The 21,376-nt window shown below is 73.9% G+C and carries 21 protein-coding genes; 7 read left to right on the top strand and 14 right to left on the bottom strand.

Features of this window, described 5'->3' with window-relative positions; genetic code table 11:
* Positions 1-28 precede the first annotated feature (28 nt).
* The 4 genes from A4R25_RS01760 to A4R25_RS01745 form a co-directional block, all read right to left on the bottom strand.
* Positions 29-2,230, bottom strand: a complete 2,202-nt coding sequence (locus A4R25_RS01760) for a transglycosylase domain-containing protein (protein WP_082930884.1) — start codon at positions 2,228-2,230, stop codon at positions 29-31.
* 91 nt (positions 2,231-2,321) lie between these two features.
* A complete protein-coding gene (locus tag A4R25_RS01755; protein WP_064445356.1) occupies positions 2,322-3,125 on the bottom strand; it encodes a hypothetical protein in 804 nt (267 codons plus the stop codon).
* Between the two features lie 129 nt (positions 3,126-3,254).
* Positions 3,255-4,361: an SPFH domain-containing protein gene (locus A4R25_RS01750; RefSeq protein WP_043329729.1), complete on the bottom strand. Its 1,107-nt coding sequence runs from the start codon at positions 4,359-4,361 to the stop codon at positions 3,255-3,257.
* 5 nt (positions 4,362-4,366) lie between these two features.
* A complete protein-coding gene (locus tag A4R25_RS01745; protein WP_030504273.1) occupies positions 4,367-4,840 on the bottom strand; it encodes an NfeD family protein in 474 nt (157 codons plus the stop codon).
* Positions 4,841-4,938: 98 nt separating this feature from the next.
* Between A4R25_RS01745 and A4R25_RS01740 the strand changes: the two genes are divergently transcribed.
* Positions 4,939-6,249, top strand: coding sequence for a serine hydrolase (locus tag A4R25_RS01740; protein ID WP_064445355.1), 1,311 nt, complete (start codon positions 4,939-4,941; stop codon positions 6,247-6,249).
* 342 nt (positions 6,250-6,591) lie between these two features.
* Here the strand turns inward: A4R25_RS01740 and A4R25_RS01735 are convergent, their stop codons facing one another.
* Entirely contained in the window at positions 6,592-7,404 is an 813-nt protein-coding gene (locus A4R25_RS01735) for a DUF3097 domain-containing protein (protein ID WP_064445354.1), read from the bottom strand.
* 161 nt (positions 7,405-7,565) lie between these two features.
* Here A4R25_RS01735 and A4R25_RS01730 point away from each other — a divergent pair, with 161 nt between their 5' ends.
* The gene (locus A4R25_RS01730; protein ID WP_030504270.1) at positions 7,566-8,360 is read left to right on the top strand and encodes a hypothetical protein; all 795 of its coding nucleotides are present in this window, start codon (positions 7,566-7,568) and stop codon (positions 8,358-8,360) included.
* Positions 8,361-8,369: 9 nt separating this feature from the next.
* On the opposite strand, the gene A4R25_RS01725 is transcribed toward A4R25_RS01730, so the two are convergent.
* The 7 genes from A4R25_RS01725 to A4R25_RS01695 form a co-directional block, all read right to left on the bottom strand.
* Entirely contained in the window at positions 8,370-9,149 is a 780-nt protein-coding gene (locus A4R25_RS01725) for an HAD-IIA family hydrolase (protein WP_043329726.1), read from the bottom strand.
* A 33-nt stretch (positions 9,150-9,182) separates the two neighbouring features.
* A complete protein-coding gene (locus A4R25_RS01720; RefSeq protein WP_064445353.1) occupies positions 9,183-10,214 on the bottom strand; it encodes a ferrochelatase in 1,032 nt (343 codons plus the stop codon).
* 135 nt (positions 10,215-10,349) lie between these two features.
* Entirely contained in the window at positions 10,350-11,117 is a 768-nt protein-coding gene (fabI, locus tag A4R25_RS01715) for an enoyl-ACP reductase FabI (RefSeq protein WP_043329725.1), read from the bottom strand.
* A 23-nt stretch (positions 11,118-11,140) separates the two neighbouring features.
* Positions 11,141-11,845 (bottom strand): beta-ketoacyl-ACP reductase, encoded by a 705-nt coding sequence (gene fabG, locus A4R25_RS01710; RefSeq protein WP_043329724.1) that lies wholly within the window; start codon positions 11,843-11,845, stop codon positions 11,141-11,143.
* Positions 11,846-12,394: 549 nt separating this feature from the next.
* Positions 12,395-13,345 (bottom strand): VWA domain-containing protein, encoded by a 951-nt coding sequence (locus A4R25_RS01705; RefSeq protein WP_064445352.1) that lies wholly within the window; start codon positions 13,343-13,345, stop codon positions 12,395-12,397.
* Positions 13,342-14,295 (bottom strand): DUF58 domain-containing protein, encoded by a 954-nt coding sequence (locus tag A4R25_RS01700; protein ID WP_064445351.1) that lies wholly within the window; start codon positions 14,293-14,295, stop codon positions 13,342-13,344. The genes A4R25_RS01705 and A4R25_RS01700 overlap by 4 nt, the downstream gene beginning before the upstream one ends.
* Positions 14,274-15,377 (bottom strand): MoxR family ATPase, encoded by a 1,104-nt coding sequence (locus tag A4R25_RS01695; RefSeq protein WP_043329721.1) that lies wholly within the window; start codon positions 15,375-15,377, stop codon positions 14,274-14,276. The genes A4R25_RS01700 and A4R25_RS01695 overlap by 22 nt, the downstream gene beginning before the upstream one ends.
* A gap of 253 nt (positions 15,378-15,630) precedes the next feature.
* On the opposite strand from A4R25_RS01695, the gene A4R25_RS30435 reads away from it, so the two are divergent.
* From A4R25_RS30435 to A4R25_RS01685, 3 genes are all read left to right on the top strand, one after another.
* Entirely contained in the window at positions 15,631-15,840 is a 210-nt protein-coding gene (locus tag A4R25_RS30435; protein ID WP_069087711.1) for a hypothetical protein, read from the top strand.
* 73 nt (positions 15,841-15,913) lie between these two features.
* Positions 15,914-16,441: a PH domain-containing protein gene (locus A4R25_RS01690; RefSeq protein ID WP_064445350.1), complete on the top strand. Its 528-nt coding sequence runs from the start codon at positions 15,914-15,916 to the stop codon at positions 16,439-16,441.
* Positions 16,438-18,042, top strand: coding sequence for a PH domain-containing protein (locus A4R25_RS01685; protein WP_373887989.1), 1,605 nt, complete (start codon positions 16,438-16,440; stop codon positions 18,040-18,042). The genes A4R25_RS01690 and A4R25_RS01685 overlap by 4 nt, the downstream gene beginning before the upstream one ends.
* Positions 18,043-18,055: 13 nt before the next feature.
* On the opposite strand, the gene A4R25_RS01680 is transcribed toward A4R25_RS01685, so the two are convergent.
* Positions 18,056-19,117 (bottom strand): phosphatase PAP2 family protein, encoded by a 1,062-nt coding sequence (locus tag A4R25_RS01680; protein WP_064445349.1) that lies wholly within the window; start codon positions 19,115-19,117, stop codon positions 18,056-18,058.
* A 114-nt stretch (positions 19,118-19,231) separates the two neighbouring features.
* Here A4R25_RS01680 and A4R25_RS01675 point away from each other — a divergent pair, with 114 nt between their 5' ends.
* Both A4R25_RS01675 and A4R25_RS01670 read left to right on the top strand, forming a co-directional pair.
* Positions 19,232-19,636 carry a thioesterase family protein gene (locus tag A4R25_RS01675; RefSeq protein WP_064445348.1) on the top strand — a complete coding sequence of 135 codons (405 nt, stop codon included), beginning with the start codon at positions 19,232-19,234 and terminating at the stop codon, positions 19,634-19,636.
* Positions 19,633-20,460, top strand: coding sequence for an MBL fold metallo-hydrolase (locus tag A4R25_RS01670; protein WP_064445347.1), 828 nt, complete (start codon positions 19,633-19,635; stop codon positions 20,458-20,460). Before A4R25_RS01675 ends, A4R25_RS01670 begins: the two co-directional genes overlap by 4 nt.
* A 14-nt stretch (positions 20,461-20,474) precedes the next feature.
* Here A4R25_RS01670 and A4R25_RS01665 read toward each other — a convergent pair whose 3' ends face one another.
* Entirely contained in the window at positions 20,475-21,374 is a 900-nt protein-coding gene (locus A4R25_RS01665; protein WP_197494870.1) for an aminoglycoside phosphotransferase family protein, read from the bottom strand.
* Positions 21,375-21,376: the final 2 nt, after the last annotated feature.

Raw genomic sequence — 21,376 nt, 5'->3', positions numbered from 1 at the left:
ACCGGAGGCGTTAAGAAGGGGCCCTTCCTTACCCGCGGTCGCGCAGCCAGCGCAGCACGTCGGAGGGCAGCTCGCGGTCCTCGCGCTGCTCGCGGCGGTCCGGCTCGGTCCGCCGGGGCGGCTGCGGACGCTGCGGGTCGCCGACCAGCGCCCGGCTCGGCGCGGTGAAGTCGGCCACCGGCTTGCCGGTGACCGCTGTCCTGATGGTCCGCGCGACCGCGTCGATCACCTTCGCCTGCACGGCGGAGCCGACCAGGTCGGTGACGTCGTCCGGGTTGGCGGCGATGCCGGCCACGGCGACCTGCGGGGTGTACCCGACGAACGTCTCCGTGGCGTTCCGCTCCGAGCTGCCGGTCTTGCCGGCGACCGGGCGGCCGACGATCGCGTCGACGGCGGTGGCGGTGCCGCCGTTGCACTGCCCGAACGCCGACTGCTGGCCGACCGGGCAGCGGGCCGCGTCGGTGGCGGCCCGGGCCACGTCCGGGTCGAGGACCCGCTTGCACTCCGGTTGCCCCACGTCGACGGTCCCGCCGTCGGGCGTGGTCACCGAGACCACCGGCAGCGGCGTGCAGTACGTGCCCTCGGCGGCCACCGTGGCGTACGCGTTCGCCAGGTCGAGCGGGGTGGTGGCGGCCACGCCGAGCGTGAACGCGCCCCAGTCGGCGGCGTGGTCGCGGGCGAACGTGGCGTCGGAGTCGGCCCGGAAGGTGATGCCGAGGCGCTGCGCCATCTCCACCACCTTGTCCTCGCCGACCTGTTCGGCCAGCCAGACGAAGTACGTGTTGACGGAGCGGCCGAAGCCGTCCCACATCATCCGGTAGCCGTCCATCCACTGCGGGTTGGCGTTCGCCGGGCACCAGGTGCCGTCGCAGTTGCCCTCGTCGTCCGAGGCGTACCGGGTGGGCAGCCGGCTCGGGGCGTCGAAGCCGGTGGACAGCGGCTTGCCGGCCTCCAGCGCGGCCAGCATGGTGAACATCTTGAACGTCGAGCCGGCCTGGTAGCCGTCGACGCTGGCGCCGCCGGAGATCAGCGGGTTGACCGTGTTCGGGTGGTTGGCCTGCCCGTCCGGGTTGGCGTCGAGGCTGTAGTGCCGGTTCACCGCCATGGCGAGCACCCGGCCGGTGCCGGGCTCGACCGCCGCGATCGGCAACGCGCGCTTGTTGCCGTACCCGTAGACCTTGGTGGCCTGCTCCTGCGCGGTCTCCTGGATCTTCGCATCCAGCGTGGTGACGACCCGGTAGCCGCCCCGGCGCAGCGCCTGCTCGCGCTCCTCGGGGGTGGCGCCGAACGCGGGCTGGGTGAGCCACCAGCGGCGCAGGTAGTCGCAGAAGAAGCCCCAGTCGTCGTGCCCCTGGGCGGTCGCGGTGCAGCCGTTGGGCTGGGCGGTCGGCCGCAGCGTGGGCGCCTGCGCCTTCGCCGCAGCGGCCTGCTGGGCGGTGATCGCGCCGGTCTCGGCCATCGCGTCCAGCACGTACGCCCGGCGGGCCAGCGCCTGGTCCAGGTCGCCATCGATCGGGCTGTACGCCTCCGGCGACTGGACCAGGCCGGCCAGCAGCGCCGCCTCGCCCAGCGTCAGGTCGGCCGGGTCCTTGCCGAAGTAGCGCTGGCTGGCGGCGGCGACGCCGTACGCGCCGGAGCCGAAGTACGCGATGTTGAGGTAGCGGTTGAGGATCTCGTCCTTGGACAGCGACTGCTCCAGCGCGTTCGCGTACCGGATCTCCTGGAGCTTGCGCCCGACGGTCTGCTCGGTGGCGGCCTGCCGCTCCGCCGGCGTGCGGTTCGGGTCGGTCTTGAGCACGTTGCGGACGTACTGCATGGTCAGCGTGGAGCCGCCCTGCTCGGTGCCGCCGCCCTTGACGTTCGCCACCAGCGCCCGGGCGATGCCGCGCAGGTCCGCGCCGCCGTGCGAGTAGAACCGCCGGTCCTCGGCCGCGATGATCGCCTGCCGCATCACCGGGGCGATCTCGTCCAGCGACACGTCGGTGCGGTTCACGTCGTAGAACGTGGTGATCAGCGTCTTGCCGTCGTTGGCGTAGAGGTAGGAGCGCTGCGGCTGGGCCGGGGTGCGCAGCGCGTCGGGCAGGTCCGCGTACGCGCCGAGCGCCGCCCGGGCGGCGAACCCGCCGAGCAGTCCGGCGGGAAGCGCGGCGACCGCGAGGACGAGCCCGGCGAGCAGGCCGGCCAGCAGCACGGTGAACAGCCGCGACAGCGGCGACCTGGGTGACGGCATGAAGGCAAGGATTGCCACGAAAGCCGCCTACCGGCCACCTCGCCAGGCAACTGTCAGTTACTTCACGGCGGCCGCCCAGCTGGAGAACCGGTCAACCGGCGCCGAGTGGGCCCTTCGGTGACGCGGGCGGCACCGGAGCGGCGGCGACGCTGGCGGCTGCGGCGTCCCGGACGATCGTCTCGGGCACCAGGCGGCCGCTGCGGTAGCCGATGCCGATGCCGGCGACCAGCACGAAGATCGCGCCGAACGTCTGCAGCGAGCCGATCAGCGCGCCGCCCAGGCCGAGCAGCGGGGCGGCGATCATCAGCATGGTCCCGTCGCCGTAGGAGAACATCCCGGACCGGGCCACCGACCAGCCGGTCAGGAACCAGCCCACGCTGTAGAGCGTGGCGCCGAACAGCACGATGCCGCGCGCGGTCACGCCGAACACCGGCGTCTGCTCGGCCAGCCCGGCGAACGGCAGCATCAGCACCATCCCGCCGATGCTGGCGAGCAGCCCGGCCAGCGCGACGCGGCGGCAGCGGGTGGCGGCGAGCAGGCCGGTGAGCGCGAGCAGGGCGAGCAGCCCGAGCCACACCGAGGCGACCCAACCGACCAGGTAGAGCGGCCGGCCGTCGGCCGGGTACGGGTCGTTGCCCACCCCGCCGTCGCTGGCCATCGCCACCAGGCCGTAGAGCACCGCGTACGCGGGCAGCAGCCAGACCGCCGCGCGGGCGAACCGGCGGATCGACCAGGCCCAGGTCGCGTCGGTGGCGGGCGCGCCGGGGCCGGGCTCGGAGACGAACGGCAGGACCCCGAACCCCCCTCCGGTACGCCGGGAGCCGATCGGCCCGGCGGGGTCGTGCGCGCCGGGGACCGGGGTACGGGAGAACAGCCGGTTCGCCGGGTCCTTCATGCGTCACCTCGTTCGCGCCGCGGGTGGCCCGGGACACGCAACGGCGCTCCGGCCCTGCTCACCACCCGTCCTCAAGACCGATGGTGGCAGTCGCCGGAGCGCCGTATGAGGACTTTTCGGATTTGCCGGTCAGCCCCGCTCGCGCTGGTCCGCCGGGTCGTTCACCAGGCTGGCCGGCGACACCGGCTCCGGCGCGGGCAGGCCCTGCGGGGCGTTGCCGCCGGTGGCCTGCGCCTCGGCCACACGTACCTCGTTGTGGATCTCCTGGGCCGCGACGGCCGCGGCCTGGGCGGCCTCGGCGGCCTCCCGCTCGACCTCGCCGGCGCTGCGGGCGGCCTCCGGCGACGGCACGTCGCCGGCCATGTTGGCCAGCCCGCCCAGCGCGCCGCCCATGCCCTCCAGGGCCTTGGTCAGCTCGGTCGGGACGATCCAGACCTTGTTGGCAGTGCCGTTGGCGATCTGCGGCAGCGCCTGGAGGTACTGGTAGGCCAGCACCTTCTGGCTCGGGTTGGCGGTGTGGATCGCGTCGAAGACGGTACGGATCGCCTTGGCCTGGCCCTCCGCCTGGAGGATCCGGGCCTGCCGGTCACCGTCGGCGCGCAGCACCGCGGCCTGCTTCTCACCCTCGGCGGTGAGGATCTGCGACTGCTTGTGGCCCTCGGCGTTGAGGATCGCGGCGCGGCGGTCCCGCTCGGCGCGCATCTGCTTCTCCATCGAGTCGCGGATGCTCGGCGGCGGCTCGATCGCCTTGATCTCGACCCGGGTCACCTTGATGCCCCAGCGGCCGGTGGTCTCGTCCAGCACGCCGGACAGGTGCCGGTTGATCTCCTCGCGGCTGGTCAGCGCGCGCTCCAGGTCCAGCGAGCCGATCACGTTACGCAGCGTGGTGACGGTGAGCTGCTCGATCGCCTGGAGGAAGTTGGAGATCTCGTAGGTGGCGCGAACCGAGTCGACCACCTTGAAGTAGAGGACCGTGTCGATCGAGACGACCAGGTTGTCGGAGGTGATCACCGGCTGGGGCGGGAAGCTGACCACCTGCTCACGCATGTCGACCTTGGTGCGTACCGCGTCGACGAACGGCACCAGCAGGTTCAGGCCCGGGTTCAGCGTGCGCTTGTACCGGCCCAGCCGCTCCACCACGTCCTGCCGCTGCTGCGGCACGATCCGCACCGCCTTGAACAGCGTCACCACACCGATCAACGCCACCGCGATCATCAGGATCGCCAGAAACTCCATACCGTTCACCTTTTCGCTTCGGGCAGCTCGCCCGGGGTGGAAATGTCGTCCTGCCATACCAGGGCGGTAGCGCCCCGAACCTTGATCACCTGCACCCGCTCACCCTCGGCGTACGAGCGCGTCGCGTCGTACGAGCGGGCCGTCCACAGCTCACCATCGATCTTGATCATCCCGCGCTCGGAGTCGACCGGCTCCAGGACCACAGCGGTGGCCCCCTCCAGCGCCTCCACCCCGAACGGCTGCTCCCCGGTCTCGATCGCCGGCCGCGCGTGCCGCCGGACCACCGGACGGACCACCGCCACCGACAACGCCGACACCACCGCGAAGATCACCGCCTGCAGCGCCACCGGCGCACCGAGCGCCGCGGCGCCGGCCGCGGCGAACGCCCCGACCCCGAACATGATCAGGAAGAGCGTCGTCGTAAAGATCTCGGCGACCGCCAATACCACACCCAGAACGATCCAGAACACGGCGTCCACGAGAACAATCCTGACACGTCAACGCACGTGTCATCGAACTGTCATGATCGCTAGGCTCGGCTCGGCGTACCGCGCCCACCGCCGACGAGGAGGACGAGATGCCCCTGCTGCCCGAGACCGCGCGTCAGGTGGACCTGTTGGTCGCCCGGGCCCAGGCCGAGGGGCGGGGCCCCTCGCTCGCGCTCGGCGTGGTCCGCGACGGCCGGCTGGCGCACCTCGCCGTCGCCGGTGAGACGCCCCGCCCCGACGGCGACCTGCAGTACCGGATCGGCTCGATCACCAAGACCATGACCGCGGTGCTGGTGATGCAGCAGCGCGACGCCGGCCGGCTGTCACTGGACGACCCGCTGGACGCCCACCTGCCCGGCACCCCGGTCGGCTCGGTGACGGTGCGCCAGCTCCTCGGCCACGTCGGCGGCCTGCAACGCGAGCCGGACGGCGACTGGTGGGAGCGGGTCGGGGGCACGGACCTGGACACCCTGCTCGCCGGGCTGACGCCGGACAAGATCGCCTACCCGCCGCACTTCGTCTACCACTACTCGAACCTGGCGTACGGGCTGCTCGGCGCCGCGCTGGAACGGATCACCGGCACGCCCTGGGCGGAGCTGCTGACCGAGCGGCTGCTGGCCCCGCTGGGCATGCGCCGCACCACGTACCACCCCACCGAGCCGTACGCCCGCGGCTACGTCGTCCACCCCTGGCACGAGACGCTGCGGGAGGAGCCACGCACCGACACCGCGGCGATGGCGCCGGCCGGTCAGCTCTGGTCCACGGTCGAGGACCTGGGCCGCTGGGCCACGTTCCTGGCCGACCCGGACCCGGCGCTGCTCTCCCCCGCCACGCTCACCGAGATGTGCGCCCCCATGGTCATCAACGACCTCGACTCGTGGACCGGCGGGCACGGCCTCGGCATCGAGCTCTACCGGGTCGGCGACCGCGTGTACGTCGGGCACGGCGGATCCATGCCCGGGTACGTCGCCGGCCTGGCCGTGCACCGGCCCACAGGCACCGCCGTGGTCAACTTCGCCAACTCGTACGGGCTGCGCGGCCACCACATCGGCGCGCTCGGCCGGGAAGCGCTCACGCTGGTGCTGGACGCCGAACCGGCCGCGCCCGCCCCCTGGCGCCCGGCCGGCCCGCCCGCCGCCGACGTGGCCGCGCTGACCGGGCGCTGGTGGTGGATGGGCGGCGAGTACGAGTTCCGCGTCGACGCCGCCGGTGACCTGGTCGGCGGCCAGGTGGGCAGGCCGCAGCTGCGCTTCACCCCCGAGGGACCGGACCGGTGGCGGGGCCGCGCAGGCTCCCAGGACGGCGAGATCCTGACGGTGATCCGCGACGAAACAGGAACCCCGGTAGCCCTGGACATAGCCACCTTCGTCCTGACCCGAACCCCCGACGAGCTCCCGTAACTCCCGCCCCCGCCCCGCCCCACCCCCGCCCCGCCGATCTTGCACTTGTGGCCCTCATTTTGCCCCGCTATGCCCGATCCGCAGGGGCCACAACTCCATGATCGACGCACACCCGCACCGCTCACCCCGTGATCAAGGAGTTCGCGTCCGCGTTGATCTCCAATTCACCCACAAACTCCTTGATCACCCTGGCGGGGGGCGCGAGGGGCGGGGCGGGAGGTCCGGGGGCGGGTGGCGCTGGCGCACGGCGGGGCCGGGGGCGACCGTGACCGGCGCAGGGATCAAGCCTGACCGCCCGGAGCCGGGCACGGTCGCCCCCGGCCCTCAACCGCAACCGACCTCTCAGACAGGCTCGGTGACGAAGTCGATCAACCGCTCCATCGCGTTGATCAGCGGCGTCTCCACGTCGGCGAAACTGTCCACCCGGGACAGGATGTGCCGCCACATGTCAGCCGGCTCGGCCACCCCGAGCGCCGCGCAGACGCCCTCCTTCCAGGGCTGCCCCGGCGGCACCACCGGCCAGGCCGCGATGCCCAGGGCCGCCGGGCGTACCGCCTGCCACACGTCGACGTACGGGTGCCCGGTGACCAGCACGTGCGGCGAGTTGACCCGGGCGACGATCCGGCTCTCCTTCGAGCCGGGCACCAGGTGGTCGACCAGTACGCCGAGTCGGCGGCCGGGGCCGGGCGCGAACGCGCGTACCTCGTCGGCGAGCGCGTCGATGCCGTCCAGCGGCTCCACCACGACGCCTTCGATGCGCAGGTCGTCGCCCCAGATCCGCTCGACCAGCGCGGCGTCGTGCACGCCCTCGACCCAGATCCGGCTGGCCTTGGCGACCTGCGCCCGTACGCCGTCCACAGCGATCGAGCCGGACGCGGTACGGCGGCGCGCGGCGGGCACCGGGGCGCGGGCCGGCCGCCGCAGCGTGACCGGCCGGCCGTCGAGCAGGAACGCGGCGGGCAGCAGCGGGAAGTTTCGCCGTCGCCCGTGCCGGTCCTCCAGCACCACCGCGCCGGTGTCGAAGCCGACCACCGCGCCGCAGAACCCGGAGTCGGCGTCCTCGACCACCAGGTCCGGCTCGGCGTCGACCTCGGGGGTCACCTTCCGTCGCCGCCAGTCGCCGGCCAGCACGTCGCCGTCGTATCGCCCCGCCATGCCGGAGACGCTAGCCACGACCTCGGCGTGTCGCTCGCCGACGCGCCGACCGGGGCGTCATCCGTCGGCACGAAACGGTGCGAAGGGGTTAGTTGGGGGCAGGTCGCGCCACCGGAGCGGCAGCCGAGACAGCAGCGGCGCGGAGCACGTACCCTTTCGGCATGTCCTCCCCCGCAGCGGGCGCGGCCACACTGGCTCCGCGCCGGTCGAGCCGGTTCGTCGCCTGGGTGCGTGCCTGGCGAGCCGGCCTGGTGCCGTTCGACGAGGTGGCCGACGCGGTCGCCGGCGACGAGGAGCACCTGGTCGCCGACGCACCCGGCACCTGGACCGACGTGTCCCTGCGGGAGGCGCTGCCCAGCCTGGCCAAGCACTCCCCGGACGACATCCGCCTGGTGCTGCCCGCGCCGGGCGACCCGCGCGGCCTGCCCGGCCCGGGCGCGTTCGCCGGGGCGGCGCTGGTGGCCGGCGAGGCGGTGGTGGCCAGCGGCATGGGGTTGGTGCCGGAGGTCCGCACGCACACCTCCGGGTCGGGGATGACCTGGGAGACAGTGCTCTGGCGGGTCCACCCGCTGCCGGCGGACGCGCCGAAGGCGTCCCTGTCCACGCCCGGCGCGGCGGAGGCCGAGGCGGAACTCTCCGCGGTGCTCGCCGAGACGACAGCCACGCTGACCCGCCTCGACGTCGCGCAGTGGCGGCCCGAGCTGGCCGGTGCGCTCGCCGCGTTGCGCCGCCCGGACGGAGGCACCGACCTGCCGCCCGGCTTCGACCCGCGGGCCCGCCGGCTGTTCGCGCGCGCCGCCGTACTCGATCGGGTGCTGGCGCTGGCCGGAGAGAGCGCGCCCGGCGGCGCGGTGAACACCTACGAGGCGCAGCAGCGCGACGCGGCGCTGCGGCCGCTGACCACCGCCTGCCGGCAGGCCCTGGTGGCCGCCTGCAACGCGCCGCTGCGGCTGTAGAACCCCGGCTCAGACCTCGTCGATCAGGTCGGCCACCGAGTCGACGATCCGCGACGGACGGTACGGGTACCGCTCGGCCTCGGCCCGGCTGCTGATGCCGGTGAGCACCAGGATCGTCTCCAGGCCGGCCTCCAGGCCGCACAGGATGTCGGTGTCCATCCGGTCGCCGATCATCGCGGTCGACTCGGAGTGGGCGTCGATGGTGTTCAACGCCGAGCGCATCATCATCGGGTTGGGCTTGCCGACGAAGTACGGGTCGACACCTGTCGCCTTGGAGATCATCGCCGCCACCGAGCCGGCTGCCGGCAGCGCGCCCTCCATCGACGGGCCGGTGGCGTCCGGGTTGGTGCAGATGAACCGGGCGCCGTCGTTGATCAGCCGGATCGCCTTGGTTATCGCCTCGAAGCTGTAGGTGCGCGTCTCCCCCAGCACCACGTAGTCCGGGGCGAAGTCGCTGAGCACGTACCCCACCGCGTGCAGCGCCGTGGTCAGCCCGGCCTCACCGATGACGTACGCGGTCCCGCCCGGCCGCTGGTCGGCCAGGAACTGGGCGGTGGCCAGGGCGGACGACCAGATCGCCTCCTCCGGCACGTCCAGCCCCATCCGGGCCAGCCGGGCCTGGAGGTCACGCGGGGTGTAGATGGAGTTGTTCGTCAGCACCAGGAACGGCTTGCCGGAGGCACGCAGCTTCTTGACGAACTCCGGCGCGCCCGGCACCGGCTGTCCCTCGTGCACCAGCACGCCGTCCATGTCGGTGAGCCAGCTCTGCACCGGCTTGCGGTCAAGCATCGTGTCGTCCCCAGGGGTGTCGTCGGGTCGGGCTCAGGGCCGGCGGGCCGGGGGTACGCAGCACAACGCCGGGCAGGTGTCCCAGGCCGGCAGTTCGCCGAGCCGACGGCGCAGCCGCTCGCCGTCCGGGGCGGTGCGTTCCAGCACCAGCTCGCGGACCATCGCCACGAACCGCGGGTCGACGCCCGGGGTGCCGGCGCGGACGAAGTCCAGGCCGAGCTGCTTGGCCGTCTCCAGCGCCTCGGTGTCCAGGTCCCACACCACCTCCAGGTGGTCGGAGACGAAGCCGATCGGGCTGACCACGACGCTCGTCACGCCCTGCTCGGGCAGCGTGGCCAGGTGGTCGTTGACGTCCGGCTCCAGCCACGGCACCTGCGGCGGGCCGGACCGGCTCTGCCAGACCAGGTCGTACGCGAGGTCCGGCGCGGCCGCGGCGTGCACCAGCCGGGCGACCTCCTCGAGCTGGGCGGTGTACCGGCCGCCGTGCGGGCCGGCGCTGGCGGCCGCCGACATCGGGACCGAGTGCGCGGTGAAGACCAGCCGGGTGCTGTCCCGCTTCGCGGGGTCGAGCTGGGCGAGCGCGGCGCGGACCGCGTCGGCGTGCGGCTCGATGAAGCCGGGGTGGTCCCAGAACTGGCGCAGCTTCTCGATCAGCGGGGCGTCCGGGCCGACCGCGGCGCGGGCCGAGGCGATGTCCTCCTGGTACTGCCGGCAGGAGGAGTAGCCGCCGTACGCGCTGGTGACGAACGCCAGCGCCCGGGTGATCCCGTCGTCGCGCATCCGCGCCACCGTGTCGGCGAGCATCGGATCCCAGTTGCGGTTGCCCCAGTAGACCGGCAGGTCGACGCCGTTGGCGGCGAAGTCCGCGCGGATCGCCGCGAGCAGGTCACGGCACTGCTGGTTGATCGGCGACACCCCGCCGAAGTGCAGGTAGTGCTCGGCGACCTCGGCCAGCCGCTCCGGCGGCACCCCCCGCCCCCGGGTGACGTTCTGCAGGAACGGGAGAACGTCCTCGGGCCGCTCCGGGCCGCCGAAGGAGACCAGCACCAACGCGTCGTACGCCATGGGGTCCATTCTTCCTCGCCCGCCGTGACGGTGTGGCGACGCCCCCTGGTCGGCGCGGTGACCACCCGGGCATGGGGTGTTAAGAAGGGCCCCTTCCTATGCGCGAGGCGTTAAGAAGGGGCCCTTCCTTACATCTCAGGCGCCGATGGCGTGGTAGCCGCCGTCGACGTGGACGATCTCGCCGGTGGTGGCCGGGAACCAGTCCGACAGCAGCGCCAGGCAGGCCCGGGCGGCCGGCTCCTGGTCGGTGAGGCTCCAGCCCAGCGGGGCCCGCTCGGTCCAGGCGTCCTCGAACTGGTCGAAGCCGGGGATGGACTTGGCGGCGATGGTGCGCAGCGGGCCGGCCGCGACCAGGTTGCTGCGGATGCCCTGCTTGCCCAGGTGCAGCGCCAGGTAGCGGGAGGCGGACTCCAGCCCGGCCTTGGCCACGCCCATCCAGTCGTAGACCGGCCACGCCTTGGTGGCGTCGAAGGTGAGGCCCACCACGGCACCGCCGGAGGACATCAGCGGCAGCGCGGCCATGGCCAGGGACTTGTACGAGTAGGTGGAGACCTGGAGCGCGGTGGCCACGTCCGCCCACGGGGCGTCGAGGAAGCCGCCGCCGAGGCAGCTCTGCGGGGCGAACCCGATCGAGTGCACCACCCCGTCCAGGCCGTCGACGTGCTCGCGTACCTTGTCGGCCAGGCCGGCCAGGTGCTCCTCGCTGGTGACGTCCAGCTCGATCACCGGCGCGGGTTCGGGCAGCCGCTTGGCGATCCGCTCCACCAGGGAGAGCCGGCCGTAGCCGGTGAGCACGACCTGGGCGCCGTTCTCCTGGGCGAGTTTCGCCACCGAGAAGGCGATCGAGGCGTCGGTGATGACGCCGGTGACCAGCAGCCGCTTACCGGCGAGAAGTCCGGACATTGCGTGTCTCCTCCGTGCTCTGCTCAGTGACCCATGCCGAGGCCGCCGTCGACCGGGATGACGGCGCCGGTGACGTAGCCGGCCGCGTCCGAGGCGAGCCAGGTGACGACGCCCGCGACCTCGTCCGGGGTGGCCATCCGCCCGGCGGGGATCGCCTTGCGCAGCTCCGCCTTGCGTTCCTCGGGCAGCCCGGCGGTCATGTCGGTGTCGATGAAGCCGGGCGCCACCACGTTCGCGGTGATGTTGCGGCTGCCCAGCTCGCGGGTGATCGAGCGGGCCACACCGACCAGGCCGGCCTTGCTGGCCGCGTAGTTGACCTGGCCCGCGCCACCGAAGAGGCCGACCACCGAGGAGATGAAGATCATCCGGCCCCACCGGTTCCGGAGCATCTTCGTCGAGGCCCGCTTGGCGACCCGGAACGAGCCGCTCAGGTTGGTGTCGAGCACGCGGGTGAACTGTTCCTCGGACATCCGCATGAGCAGCGTGTCGTCGGTGATGCCGGCGTTGGCGACGAGCACCTCCACCGGGCCCAGCTCGGCCTCGACCGCGGTGAACGCGGCGTCGACCGACTCGGCGTCGGTCACGTCACACCGCACCCCGAACAGGCCCTCCGGGGCCTCGCCGCTCCGGTACGTGACGGCCACCCGGTCGCCCTGCTTGGCGAAGGCCTGCGCGATGGCCAGGCCGATCCCCCGGTTGCCGCCGGTCACCAGCACCGTACGGGCCACGGATCCCCCTCTGCTCCAGTGATCTCTCGGTCCGGTCGGAGCCTAGGGGTTACCGGTAGGTAAGCGCTAACCCGAGCAGGTCACACGCCGGCGCCGCCGGGGTCGGCGGCCGCGCGCGCGACCCCCGCACACACCGGTGTACGATCACCGGGTCTGCGGGCCGGTCTGCGCCCGCGTTCCGGGCCCCGCCGACCGTAGGAGGTGATCGCTGTGCGAGATAGCGATCCTCCCAGTCGTGGCCGGGCCCACCGTCAGCCCCGCTGAGCCACGGCTCGGTCGACGCGGCTGACCCGCTTCCCGCCCTCCGCACCGCATCCGCTCTCCGGCGCCCACGCCGGGGCGGCCCTGCCGCGCGGCGGAGCACCCGGTCACGACTTCGTGCGCGTACGCCCCGACCCCCCACGGCCCGCACCGGGCCGACTGTCGCCACGGAGCACACCCATGAGCCGTTACGTCGCCCCCCTGGGTTTCACCCTCGCCGCCGTCTGGGTGGCGGTCCTGTTCGTGCTGGCCGGCGGCGGTCACTGACCACCGCCGGCCGGGCCCGGCTCAGACCAGCCGGGACGTCCAGAGCAGACTCAGCCCGCCCGCGCACAGCGCCAGCAGCAGGGCGACGCCCGCGTACCACTGGGTGATCTCGCGCGGCTCGGTCCGGTAGCCGATCGAGCTGCCCATGTCCTGGTAGACCTGCTTCAGCTCGCTGGCCGACGCGGCCTCGTAGAAGAAGCCCTGGGTGGTCTCCGCGAGCTGGGACAGCGCGGTGCGGTCCACCGGCACCCGCTGGAGCTGCCCGCCGATGTCGACCTGGCCCGAGTCGGTGCCGAACGCGATGGTGGACACCGGCACGTTCGCCGCCTGCGCCGCCGCGGCGGCCTCCTCCACCGACCGGCCGGAGGTCCGGTAGCCGTCGGACAGCAGCACGATCCGGGCCGGCGGGATGCCCGCGGCGCCGTCGGCCGGCACCGACCGGATCGCCTCCAGGCAGGTGAAGACCGCCTCGCCGGTGGCTGTCGCCTCGGCCAGCACCAGCCCGTCGATGGCGGTGTTCACCGCCGCCCGGTCCTTGGTCGGCGGCACCAGCACGTTCGCGGACTTCGCGAACGACACGAGCCCCAGGTTGTAGCTCTCCGGCAGCTCGCCGACGAACTGCTTGGCCGCCTCCTGCGCCGCCTCCAGGCGGTTCGGCGACACGTCGTCGGCCTGCATCGACAGCGACACGTCGATGGCGAGCATGACGGTGGCCCGCTCCAGCGGCTCGCGGGTGTCGATCGCCGGGCGGGCCAGCCCGGTCGCCAGCACCAGCAGGCAGAGCAGGAACGCGGTGGCCGCCACGTGCCGCCGCCAGCCCAGTCCCTTGGGCGCGACGGTACGCAGCAGGTCGACGTTTGTGAACCGCAGCGCGTACTGCCGGCGGTGCAGTTGCCGCCAGACGTACGCGGCGGCGAGGGCGAGCACCGGCAGCACGGCCAGCAGCCACCACGGTTGCAGAAAACGGATCATCGCGTCGTCCCTCGGGTGCGGGCGTGCCGCTGCGCGGCCACGAAACGCACCATGTCCAGCAGCCAGTCTCGGTCGGTACGCAGGCGCAGGTGGGCCGCGCCCGCGGCGCGCAGCTCGGCGGCGATCGCCCCGCGCTGGGCGGCCGCCGCCTCGGCGTACCGGCGGCGCAGTCCCGGGTCGGCGGTCTGCACCTCGTGCAGTTCCCCGCTCTCCGGGTCGACCACCGGCAGCACCCCCACGTCGGGCAGTTCCAGTTCCCGCGGGTCGACCACCTCCACGGCCAGCACGTCGTGGCGGACCCGCAGCTTACGCAGCGGCCGGCCCCACTGCTGCGGCGGCGCGAGGAAGTCGGAGATGACCACCGCCACGCCGCGCCGCCGGGGCGGCCGGTTGAGCATGTCGACGAGCGCGCCGAGGTCGCTGCGACCGGGCCGGATCTCGGCGCCGGCCACCGCCCGCAGCAGCCCCTGGGCCTCCTTGCGGCCGGCGCGGGCGGGCAGCCGCAGCAGCGTGCCCGGCCCACCGGCCCCGCCGGTGCCGACGACGGCGCCGATCCGGTTGCCGCCCCGCACGGTGAGGTGGGCCAGCGCGGCGACGGCGGCGACCGCCACGTCCCGCTTGAGCCACCGCCCGGTGCCGAAGTCCAGGCTGGCCGACATGTCCACAGCCAGCCAGGTCTCCAGCTCGCGGTCGGCGACCGTACGCCGCACGTGCGGCATGGTGGTGCGGGCGGTGACCGGCCAGTCCATCCGGCGCACGTCGTCGCCGGGCCGGTACTCCCGGGACTCCCCCGCCTCGCTGCCCGGGCCGGGCAGCAGCCCGGCGTAGTCGCCCTGGAGCAGCCCGTCCAGCTTGCGGGTGACCATGAGCTGGAGCCGGGCCAGCACGGCTCCGGAGCGGTCGCCGGTGGCGAGCCGGGTGGGCGGGGTCACGGCCGCTGCCCGGGCCATCCGTTGTGCGGCACCGCCGGCGGCGGCGCGGCCTGCTGACGGGGCGCGACAGCGGGCAGCGGGATGGTCGACATCACCCGGTGCACGATGTGGTCGGCCGGCACGTCGTCGGCGAGCGCGTCGTAGCTGAGCACCAGCCGGTGTCGCAGGATGTCCGGCGCGATGTCCTGCACGTCCTGCGGCAGCGCGTAGTCGCGCCCGCGCAGCAGCGCCAGCGCGCGGGTGGCCCGGACCAGGCCGAGCGAGGCGCGCGGGCTGGCGCCGTACTGGATGAGCTGGGCGACGTCGGGCATGCCGTGCTCGGCCGGCGCCCGGGTGGCGAGCACCAGCCGGACCGCGTAGTCGACGAGCGCGTTGTGCACGAAGACCTGGTCGGCCTTGCGCTGCAGGGCGATCAGGTCGGGGGTGTCGAACACCCGGGCCGGCTCCGGCGGGGCGACGCCCATCCGGTAGACGATCTCGCGTTCCTCGGCGTCGGTCGGGTAGCCCACGACGATCTTCATGAGGAAGCGGTCCCGCTGCGCCTCCGGCAGCGGGTAGACGCCCTCCTGCTCGATCGGGTTCTGGGTGGCCATCACCAGGAACGGGTCCGGCACCCGGTGACTCTCGCCACCGATGGAGACCTGCCGCTCGCTCATCACCTCCAGCAGCGCCGACTGCACCTTGGCCGGCGCGCGGTTGATCTCGTCGGCGAGCAGGAAGTTGACGAAGACCGGACCCAGCTCGACGTCGAACTTCTCGCTGGACTGCCGGTAGATCCGGGTGCCCATGATGTCGGCGGGCACCAGGTCCGGCGTGAACTGGACCCGGGCGAACGATCCGCCGACGACCCGGGCCAGCGTCTCCACGGCGAGCGTCTTGGCCACGCCCGGTACGCCCTCCAGCAGGCAGTGCCCCCGGGCCAGCAGCGCGACGAACATCCGCTCGACCATCCGGTCCTGGCCGACGATCACCCGCTTGGTCTCGAACAGCGCCCGCTCCAGCAGCGTGGCGTCCTGCGCCGGGGTGGTGGCCGCCGGGGGCGGGGCGTCCGGCGGCGCCTCGGTCGGGTTCGGCACGTCGGGTGTGGTCGGCTGGGCCACCGGTCCTCCACAGCAGGGTCGTCGTCGCGGCGTGGTGCGTATCAAGACTGTCATGCCTCGCTGAGAGCCGAGGGTGGGAGAGGCACGATTTTCGCCGCGCCGTCCGGCCACGCCGTACCGCCGCACGAAAACGCTGAACACGGGTGGACAAAAAGGGGTCCGCAGTGTGTACGATTCACCCCGTCGCCGGGCGGCTCCCCCCGTGGCCGCCCGGCGCTAAAACTCCCGGCGTGCGACGCCTAGACTCGCCCCGGTGACGACTCCCAACGCCCCCGAAGACGAGCTGATCTGCTCGGCGCGGGGGTGTCGTGCTCCCGCCGCCTACCAGCTTCGCTGGCACAATCCCCGCCTGCACGCGCCCGACCGGCGCAAGACCTGGCTCGCCTGCCCGGCGCACCGGGACTCCCTCGGGGACTTCCTCGACGCACGCGGCTTCCTCCGCGAGGTGGTCCCGCTTCCCTGATCGCCTACGCTCGAAGCGTGAGCGAGCAGACGACCCGAGCCCGTACCGGCGGCGAGCACGGCAGGTCCTCCCGGTGAGCGGTGACGGCCACACCGGCCTCCCGCCCGCGTCGCGCAGCGCGCTGGAGCCCTGGCCGGACACCGTCGACTGGCGGCCGATCTCCCGCGACCTGATCTGGGTGGAGCTGATCCGGCTCGGCATCGGGCTGGCGGTGGCGCTCGTGGTGCTCGGCGTGGCCTGGGCGCTGTCCGGGCACTGGCTGCTCGGCGCCGCCGTCGGCGTGGCCCTGCTGATCGGCGTCTGGCGGGCGATCACCATCGTGCGCGCGGTCCGCGCCTGGGGGTACGCCGAGCGCGACGACGACCTGCTGGTGCGGCACGGTCTGCTGGTGCGGCGGCTCTCCATCGTGCCGTACTCCCGGATGCAGTTCGTCGACGTGAGCGCCGGTCCGCTGGAGCGTGCCTTCGACCTCGCCACTGTGCAGTTGCACACGGCGGCGGCCGCCAGCGACGCCCGGGTGCCGGGGCTGCGTCCGGCCGAGGCGTCCCGGCTGCGCGACCGGCTCACCGCGCTGGGCGAGGACCGGGCGGAGGGCCTGTGAGCGACCGGAGCGATCCCGGCGCGCCGCGGCCCCACGACGACCGGCCCGGGGCGGCGCCCGGTCCCCCACCGCCGGTCGGTCCGGAACAGCCGCCCGGGCCGGGTTACGGGCCGCCCGCCGCGCCGCCCGGCTACGGACCGCCGCCCGGATACGCGCCACCACCCGGTTACGGCCCCCCGCCCGGATACGGGACGGCCGACGCGACGCCCGGGCCGTGGCCCGCGCCCGCTCCGCCGTACCCGGGACCCTGGGGTCCGGCCGCCGCGCCCTCGGCGGACGGGGAGGAACCGCGGCAGCGGCTGCATCCGCTGAGCCCCGCGCTGCACGGCGCGAAGTCACTCGTCGTCGTGATCGCCGGTCTGTCCTGGTCGACGCTGTCGCGGGTCGGGTTCGGCTGGTTCGCCCTGCTGGTCACGGTCTTCGTGCTCGGCGCCACCGTGCTGTCCGTGGTGAGCTGGTGGAACACCGGTTACCACCTGGTGGGCCGGGAGCTGCGCGTGTACGAGGGCCTGCTGTGGCGGCGCACGCGCGCCATCCCGCTGGAGCGGTTGCAGGCGGTGGAGGTGGTCCGGCCGCTGCTGGCCCAGCTCACCGGCCTGGCCGAGCTGCGGCTCGAGGTGGTCGGCGGGGGCAAGACCGAGGCGCCGCTGGCCTACCTCAGCGTGGCCGAGGCCACCGCGCTGCGGCAGCGGCTGCTCGCTGTCGCCGGCCGGGCCCCGTCCGCCGTGGCCGAGCCGGGCGTGCCGGCCGCCCCGGGTACGCCGGTCGCGCCCGCGCCGGCCGGCCGCCGGCTGCACGTCGTCCGCAACCAGGACCTGCTGGTCAGCCAGTTGCTCACGCCGCAGGCGTTCCTGCTGCCGGTCGGCGTGGTGTTCGTGGGCGCCCAGTTCCTCTCCGAGGGCTCGTGGTCGTTCATCGCGGTGGCGAGCACGCTCACCGCGATGGCGGGTGTGGTGCTGCAACCGGTCCGGCGGGTGCTCGACGACTGGAGTTTCCGGCTCGACCGGGACGACGGCACGCTGCGTGTGCACAACGGGCTGCTGGAGACGCGGGTGCAGACGGTGCCGCTGCACCGGGTGCAGACCGTGCGGGCGACCTGGCCGCTGCTCTGGCGGATGAAGGGCTGGCTGCGGCTGCGGCTGGAGGTGGCCGGCTACTCGGCCGGTGAGCCGGACGACCGCAACCGCCCGGACCGGCTGCTGCCGGTCGGCGACGCCGGCACCGGCGCGATGGTGGTGGCGGAGGTGCTGCCCGGCGTACGGCTGGACGAACTGCCCGGCACACCGCCCCCGTCCCGGGCCCGCTGGCTGCGCCCGCTGAGCCGCAAGGTGGTCGGCGCCGGCCTCGACGAGCGGGTGTTCGTGGCCCGGTCCGGGCTGCTGACCCGCCAGCTGACGCTGGTGCCGTACGCCCGGATCCAGAGCGTGCGCGTCACGCAGGGGCCGGCGCAGCGGTTGCTGCGGCTGGCCACCGTGCACGCGGACACCGCGGGCGGGGCCGGGGCGGCGGCGGTCGACCGGGACCTGGCCGACGCCTGGGAGCTGGCCGCAGAGCTGACCGAGCGGTCGCGGGCCGCGCGCCGGGCCGACCACCGCCGCTGACCCGCCAGCGGGGCTAGCGTCGCTCGGCCGGCACCGCGTCCCGGTCGTCGGCGGGGGCGTCGGCGACGGCCGCGGTGGCGGGCTGCGGCACGCCGGCCGCGCCGGCGGGCTCACCGGCACGCCGGGCCCGCCGCGCCGCCCACCAGCGCTCGGCCAGGCCGACCACCAGGAACGTCATGCCCACGTACGCCCAGCCGACCAGCACGTCGATCAGGTAGTGCTCGCCGCTGTACATCAGCGTGAACGTCATGGCCAGCGGATACGCCAGCATCAGCGGCCACCAGCGCTTGCGCACCGACCGCATGAAGAACAGCACCACGAACAGCGCGAACGCGGTGTGCAACGACGGCATGGCGGCCACCGGGTTGGAGGCGATCTGCCCGGCGTTGAGCAGATTGCCCGCGCCGTGCATGCCGATCTCCTTCCACCCCCGGGTGGAGATCCGCGCGACCTCGGTCAGCAGGCCGTTCTGCGCCGCCCACCACGGCGGCGCGGCCGGGTAGGCGAAGTAGGTGACCAGTCCGGCCGCGCACAGGAAGCCCCAGCGGGACATGTACGCGATCCAGCGCCGCCGGTTGCGCATCCACAGCACGGCCGCGGCGGCGAACGTCGCCACGAAGTGCGAGAAGTAGATCCAGCTCACAAGCACGTCCCACCAGCGCACCTCGGACGGGTCGTACAGGCGCTCCTGCAGCCAGATCGTCGGCACCTCACCGCCGGTGAGCCAGCCGGTGAGGAACCGGTCGGCGACGATCAGCTCCATCGCGTGCGGGGTGGCGCCGTTGTCGGCGAAGCCCCGGGACAGGTTGTACGCGGCGAGCAGCAGCACCACCGGGATCCAGTCCCGGGCGAAGCGCAGGTGGCTGCGCCACGGGCGGGCCGAGTTCCAGGCGATGGTGCCGGCCCAGATCCACAGGAACGCGTACGCCGGGTCGGTGGGCAGGCCGATGACGAGCCAGCCCGCCACGAAGGCGACGCCCCAGATGGTCATCGCGATCACACGGCGGCGCCCGCCGTCGGGCGACTCGGTGGTCGCGTCGGGGGCGGGGGTCGGAGATTGTGTCTGCTCGGCCATCGCGGACAAGGTTAACGGCGGGCGACGGGCGGGCCTGCGGGCGGGCGGGGACGACACGGGCGCGGCGGCTCGGACGCCGGACGGCCCCCGTTCATCTGCACTAGGCTCGGCCGCATGCAGGAGCAGCCGGAGTCGCCCTTCACGCCGGGCCTGACCGCCCGCGTCGAGCTGACAGTGACCGACGCCGACACCGCGCAGGCGGTGGGCTCCGGGGACGTGCCGGTGCTCGGCACCCCGCGCGTGCTGGCGCTGGCCGAGGCGGCGACGGTGGCCGCCACCGCGACCCGGATGCCGTCCGGGTCGACCACCGTCGGCGTACGGGTGGAGCTGGAGCACCGCGCGGCCACCCCGGTCGGGCGTACCGTGGCCGCCCACGCCGAGCTGGTGAAGGTCGACGGGAAGCGGCTCGTCTTCGAGGTGACTGTCACCGACGGTCCGGCAGTGGCGGCGCAGGGCCGGGTCGAGCGGGCGCTGGTCGACCGGCAGCGCTTCGTCGAGCGGGCCCTCGGCCCGTCATGACCGCCGGCTTCACCGAGGTCGCCCCCGGTGTGCACGTGCGACGTGAGCCGCTGCTGGCGGTGAACGTGGTGCTCGTGGTCGGCGACGGCGCGGCGCTGCTGGTCGACACGCTCTCCACGGCCGGGCAGGCGCGCGAGCTGGCGGCGGCGGCGCGGGCGGTGACGCCGTACCCGTGGACGATCGTGAACACGCACCACCACTTCGACCACTGTTTCGGCAACGCCACGCTGGCCGGGCCGGACACCGCGATCTACGCGCACCCGCAGGCCGTGGCGGCGCTGCGGGACCGGCCGGACGCGCTGCGCCGCGCCGCGTACGAGGAGATGCGCGCCGAGCAGCCGGCGCTGGCCGAGGAGCTGGCGCGTACCGAGCTGCGGGCGCCGACGCACGAGGTGGTCGAGGAGACGGTGCTCGACGTCGGTGGCCGCCGGGTGGTGCTGCGCCATCCCGGGCATGGGCACACCGACGCCGACCTGGTGGTGCACGTGCCCGATGCGGACGTGCTGGTGGCCGGCGACCTGGTGGAGCAGAGCGGGCCGCCGGCGTTCGAGGAGTCGTACCCGTTGCGGTGGCCGGACGCGCTGGCCGACCTGCTGCGCCTGACCACGCCCGCGACGGTGGTGGTGCCGGGCCACGGCGAGCCGGTCGGCGCGGATTTCGTCCGCGAGCAGCACGCGCAGCTCGCGCGGCAGGCGTGGCTGATCCGCGCCGGGCACACCGGCAGCGCGCCGCCGGAGCGGGTGGCGGCCGAGTCGCCGTTCGGCGCCCGGCCGGGCCTGATCGCCGCCCGCCGCGGCTACGCCGAACTCGACGGCACCGCCTGAGCGGCGGCCCGGGCTCAGCCGGCGTCGGCGAGGATCTCGCGGAGACGGTTGCGGCACTCGGCGACGAACGCCGGGAACGTGTGCCAGTAGTAGGAGACGCCGCTGGCCGCCACCCCGAGCGCCCAGGCGCGGGCCCGTACCCAGGTCACGTCGTCGACACCGAGCGCCTCCCGGTAGGCGTGCCGGGCCTGCGGCGGCAGGTCCCAGATCGGCGCGTGTTCCGCGTCCGGGAACCCGACGGTCAGCCCGCCGAAGTCGATCACCGCGCACAGCCGGCCGTCGCGTGCCAGCACATTGGTGGGCTTGAGGTCGGTGTGCAGCCAGACGTGCCGGCCGGCGGGTTCGGGCAGGGTGAGGGCGTCGCGCCAGAGCCGGTGCAGGGTGTCGACGTCGGTCTCGTCGCCGATCCTGCGCCGGCAGTCGTCGAGCGCCGCGCTGACCCAGGTGTCACAGGGGTGCAGGCTGCCGCCGCGGTATCCGCTCAGCGCGTCCGCGCGGGTCGCGCCGAGCAGGTCGGCCGCGTGCAGGTGACGTACGAACACCGCCAGGTCGGCGCCGAGGGCGGCCCAGTCCCGGACCGTGCCGGGTCCGACCTCGTCGCCGTGGATCCACCGCTGCACCGACCACGGCAGCGGGAAGGCGGCGGTCGGCGTCCCGGCGTGGAGCGGTTCCGGCACCGGGTACGGCAGCAGTGGCGCGAGCCGGGGCAGCCACAGCTGTTCCTTGCGCAGCGCGCCGGCTTTCTCCGCGGTGCGGGGCAGCCGGACGAGCAGGTCGTCGCCGAGCCGGTACATGGTGTTGTCGGTCCCGGCGCCGGCGGGGGTCAACGGCAGCGCGGCCCACTCGGGGCGCTGGTCGGTCAGCAGCGCCCGGACGATCCCCTCGTCCACAGGTGTCTCGTCCTGGTGCAGCATCA

Source organism: Micromonospora sp. NBRC 110037, assembly GCF_001652995.1.
GTDB classification, from domain to species: Bacteria; Actinomycetota; Actinomycetes; order Mycobacteriales; family Micromonosporaceae; genus Micromonospora; species Micromonospora chalcea.
The sequence above is the reverse complement of the archived record's forward strand: the minus strand, read 5'-3'. Positions and strand labels throughout refer to the sequence as shown.

Coding starts and splice junctions, on each gene's coding strand:
- A4R25_RS01760 (WP_082930884.1), bottom strand. CDS start 2,230: ATGCCGTCACCCAGGTCGCCGCTGTCGCGGCTGTTCACCGTGCTGCTG.
- A4R25_RS01755 (WP_064445356.1), bottom strand. CDS start 3,125: ATGAAGGACCCGGCGAACCGGCTGTTCTCCCGTACCCCGGTCCCCGGC.
- A4R25_RS01750 (WP_043329729.1), bottom strand. CDS start 4,361: ATGGAGTTTCTGGCGATCCTGATGATCGCGGTGGCGTTGATCGGTGTG.
- A4R25_RS01740 (WP_064445355.1), top strand. CDS start 4,939: ATGCCCCTGCTGCCCGAGACCGCGCGTCAGGTGGACCTGTTGGTCGCC.
- A4R25_RS01735 (WP_064445354.1), bottom strand. CDS start 7,404: ATGGCGGGGCGATACGACGGCGACGTGCTGGCCGGCGACTGGCGGCGA.
- A4R25_RS01730 (WP_030504270.1), top strand. CDS start 7,566: ATGTCCTCCCCCGCAGCGGGCGCGGCCACACTGGCTCCGCGCCGGTCG.
- A4R25_RS01725 (WP_043329726.1), bottom strand. CDS start 9,149: ATGCTTGACCGCAAGCCGGTGCAGAGCTGGCTCACCGACATGGACGGC.
- A4R25_RS01720 (WP_064445353.1), bottom strand. CDS start 10,214: ATGGCGTACGACGCGTTGGTGCTGGTCTCCTTCGGCGGCCCGGAGCGG.
- fabI (WP_043329725.1), bottom strand. CDS start 11,117: ATGTCCGGACTTCTCGCCGGTAAGCGGCTGCTGGTCACCGGCGTCATC.
- A4R25_RS01705 (WP_064445352.1), bottom strand. CDS start 13,345: ATGATCCGTTTTCTGCAACCGTGGTGGCTGCTGGCCGTGCTGCCGGTG.
- A4R25_RS01700 (WP_064445351.1), bottom strand. CDS start 14,295: ATGGCCCGGGCAGCGGCCGTGACCCCGCCCACCCGGCTCGCCACCGGC.
- A4R25_RS01680 (WP_064445349.1), bottom strand. CDS start 19,117: ATGGCCGAGCAGACACAATCTCCGACCCCCGCCCCCGACGCGACCACC.
- A4R25_RS01675 (WP_064445348.1), top strand. CDS start 19,232: ATGCAGGAGCAGCCGGAGTCGCCCTTCACGCCGGGCCTGACCGCCCGC.
- A4R25_RS01670 (WP_064445347.1), top strand. CDS start 19,633: ATGACCGCCGGCTTCACCGAGGTCGCCCCCGGTGTGCACGTGCGACGT.
- A4R25_RS01665 (WP_197494870.1), bottom strand. CDS start 21,374: ATGCTGCACCAGGACGAGACACCTGTGGACGAGGGGATCGTCCGGGCG.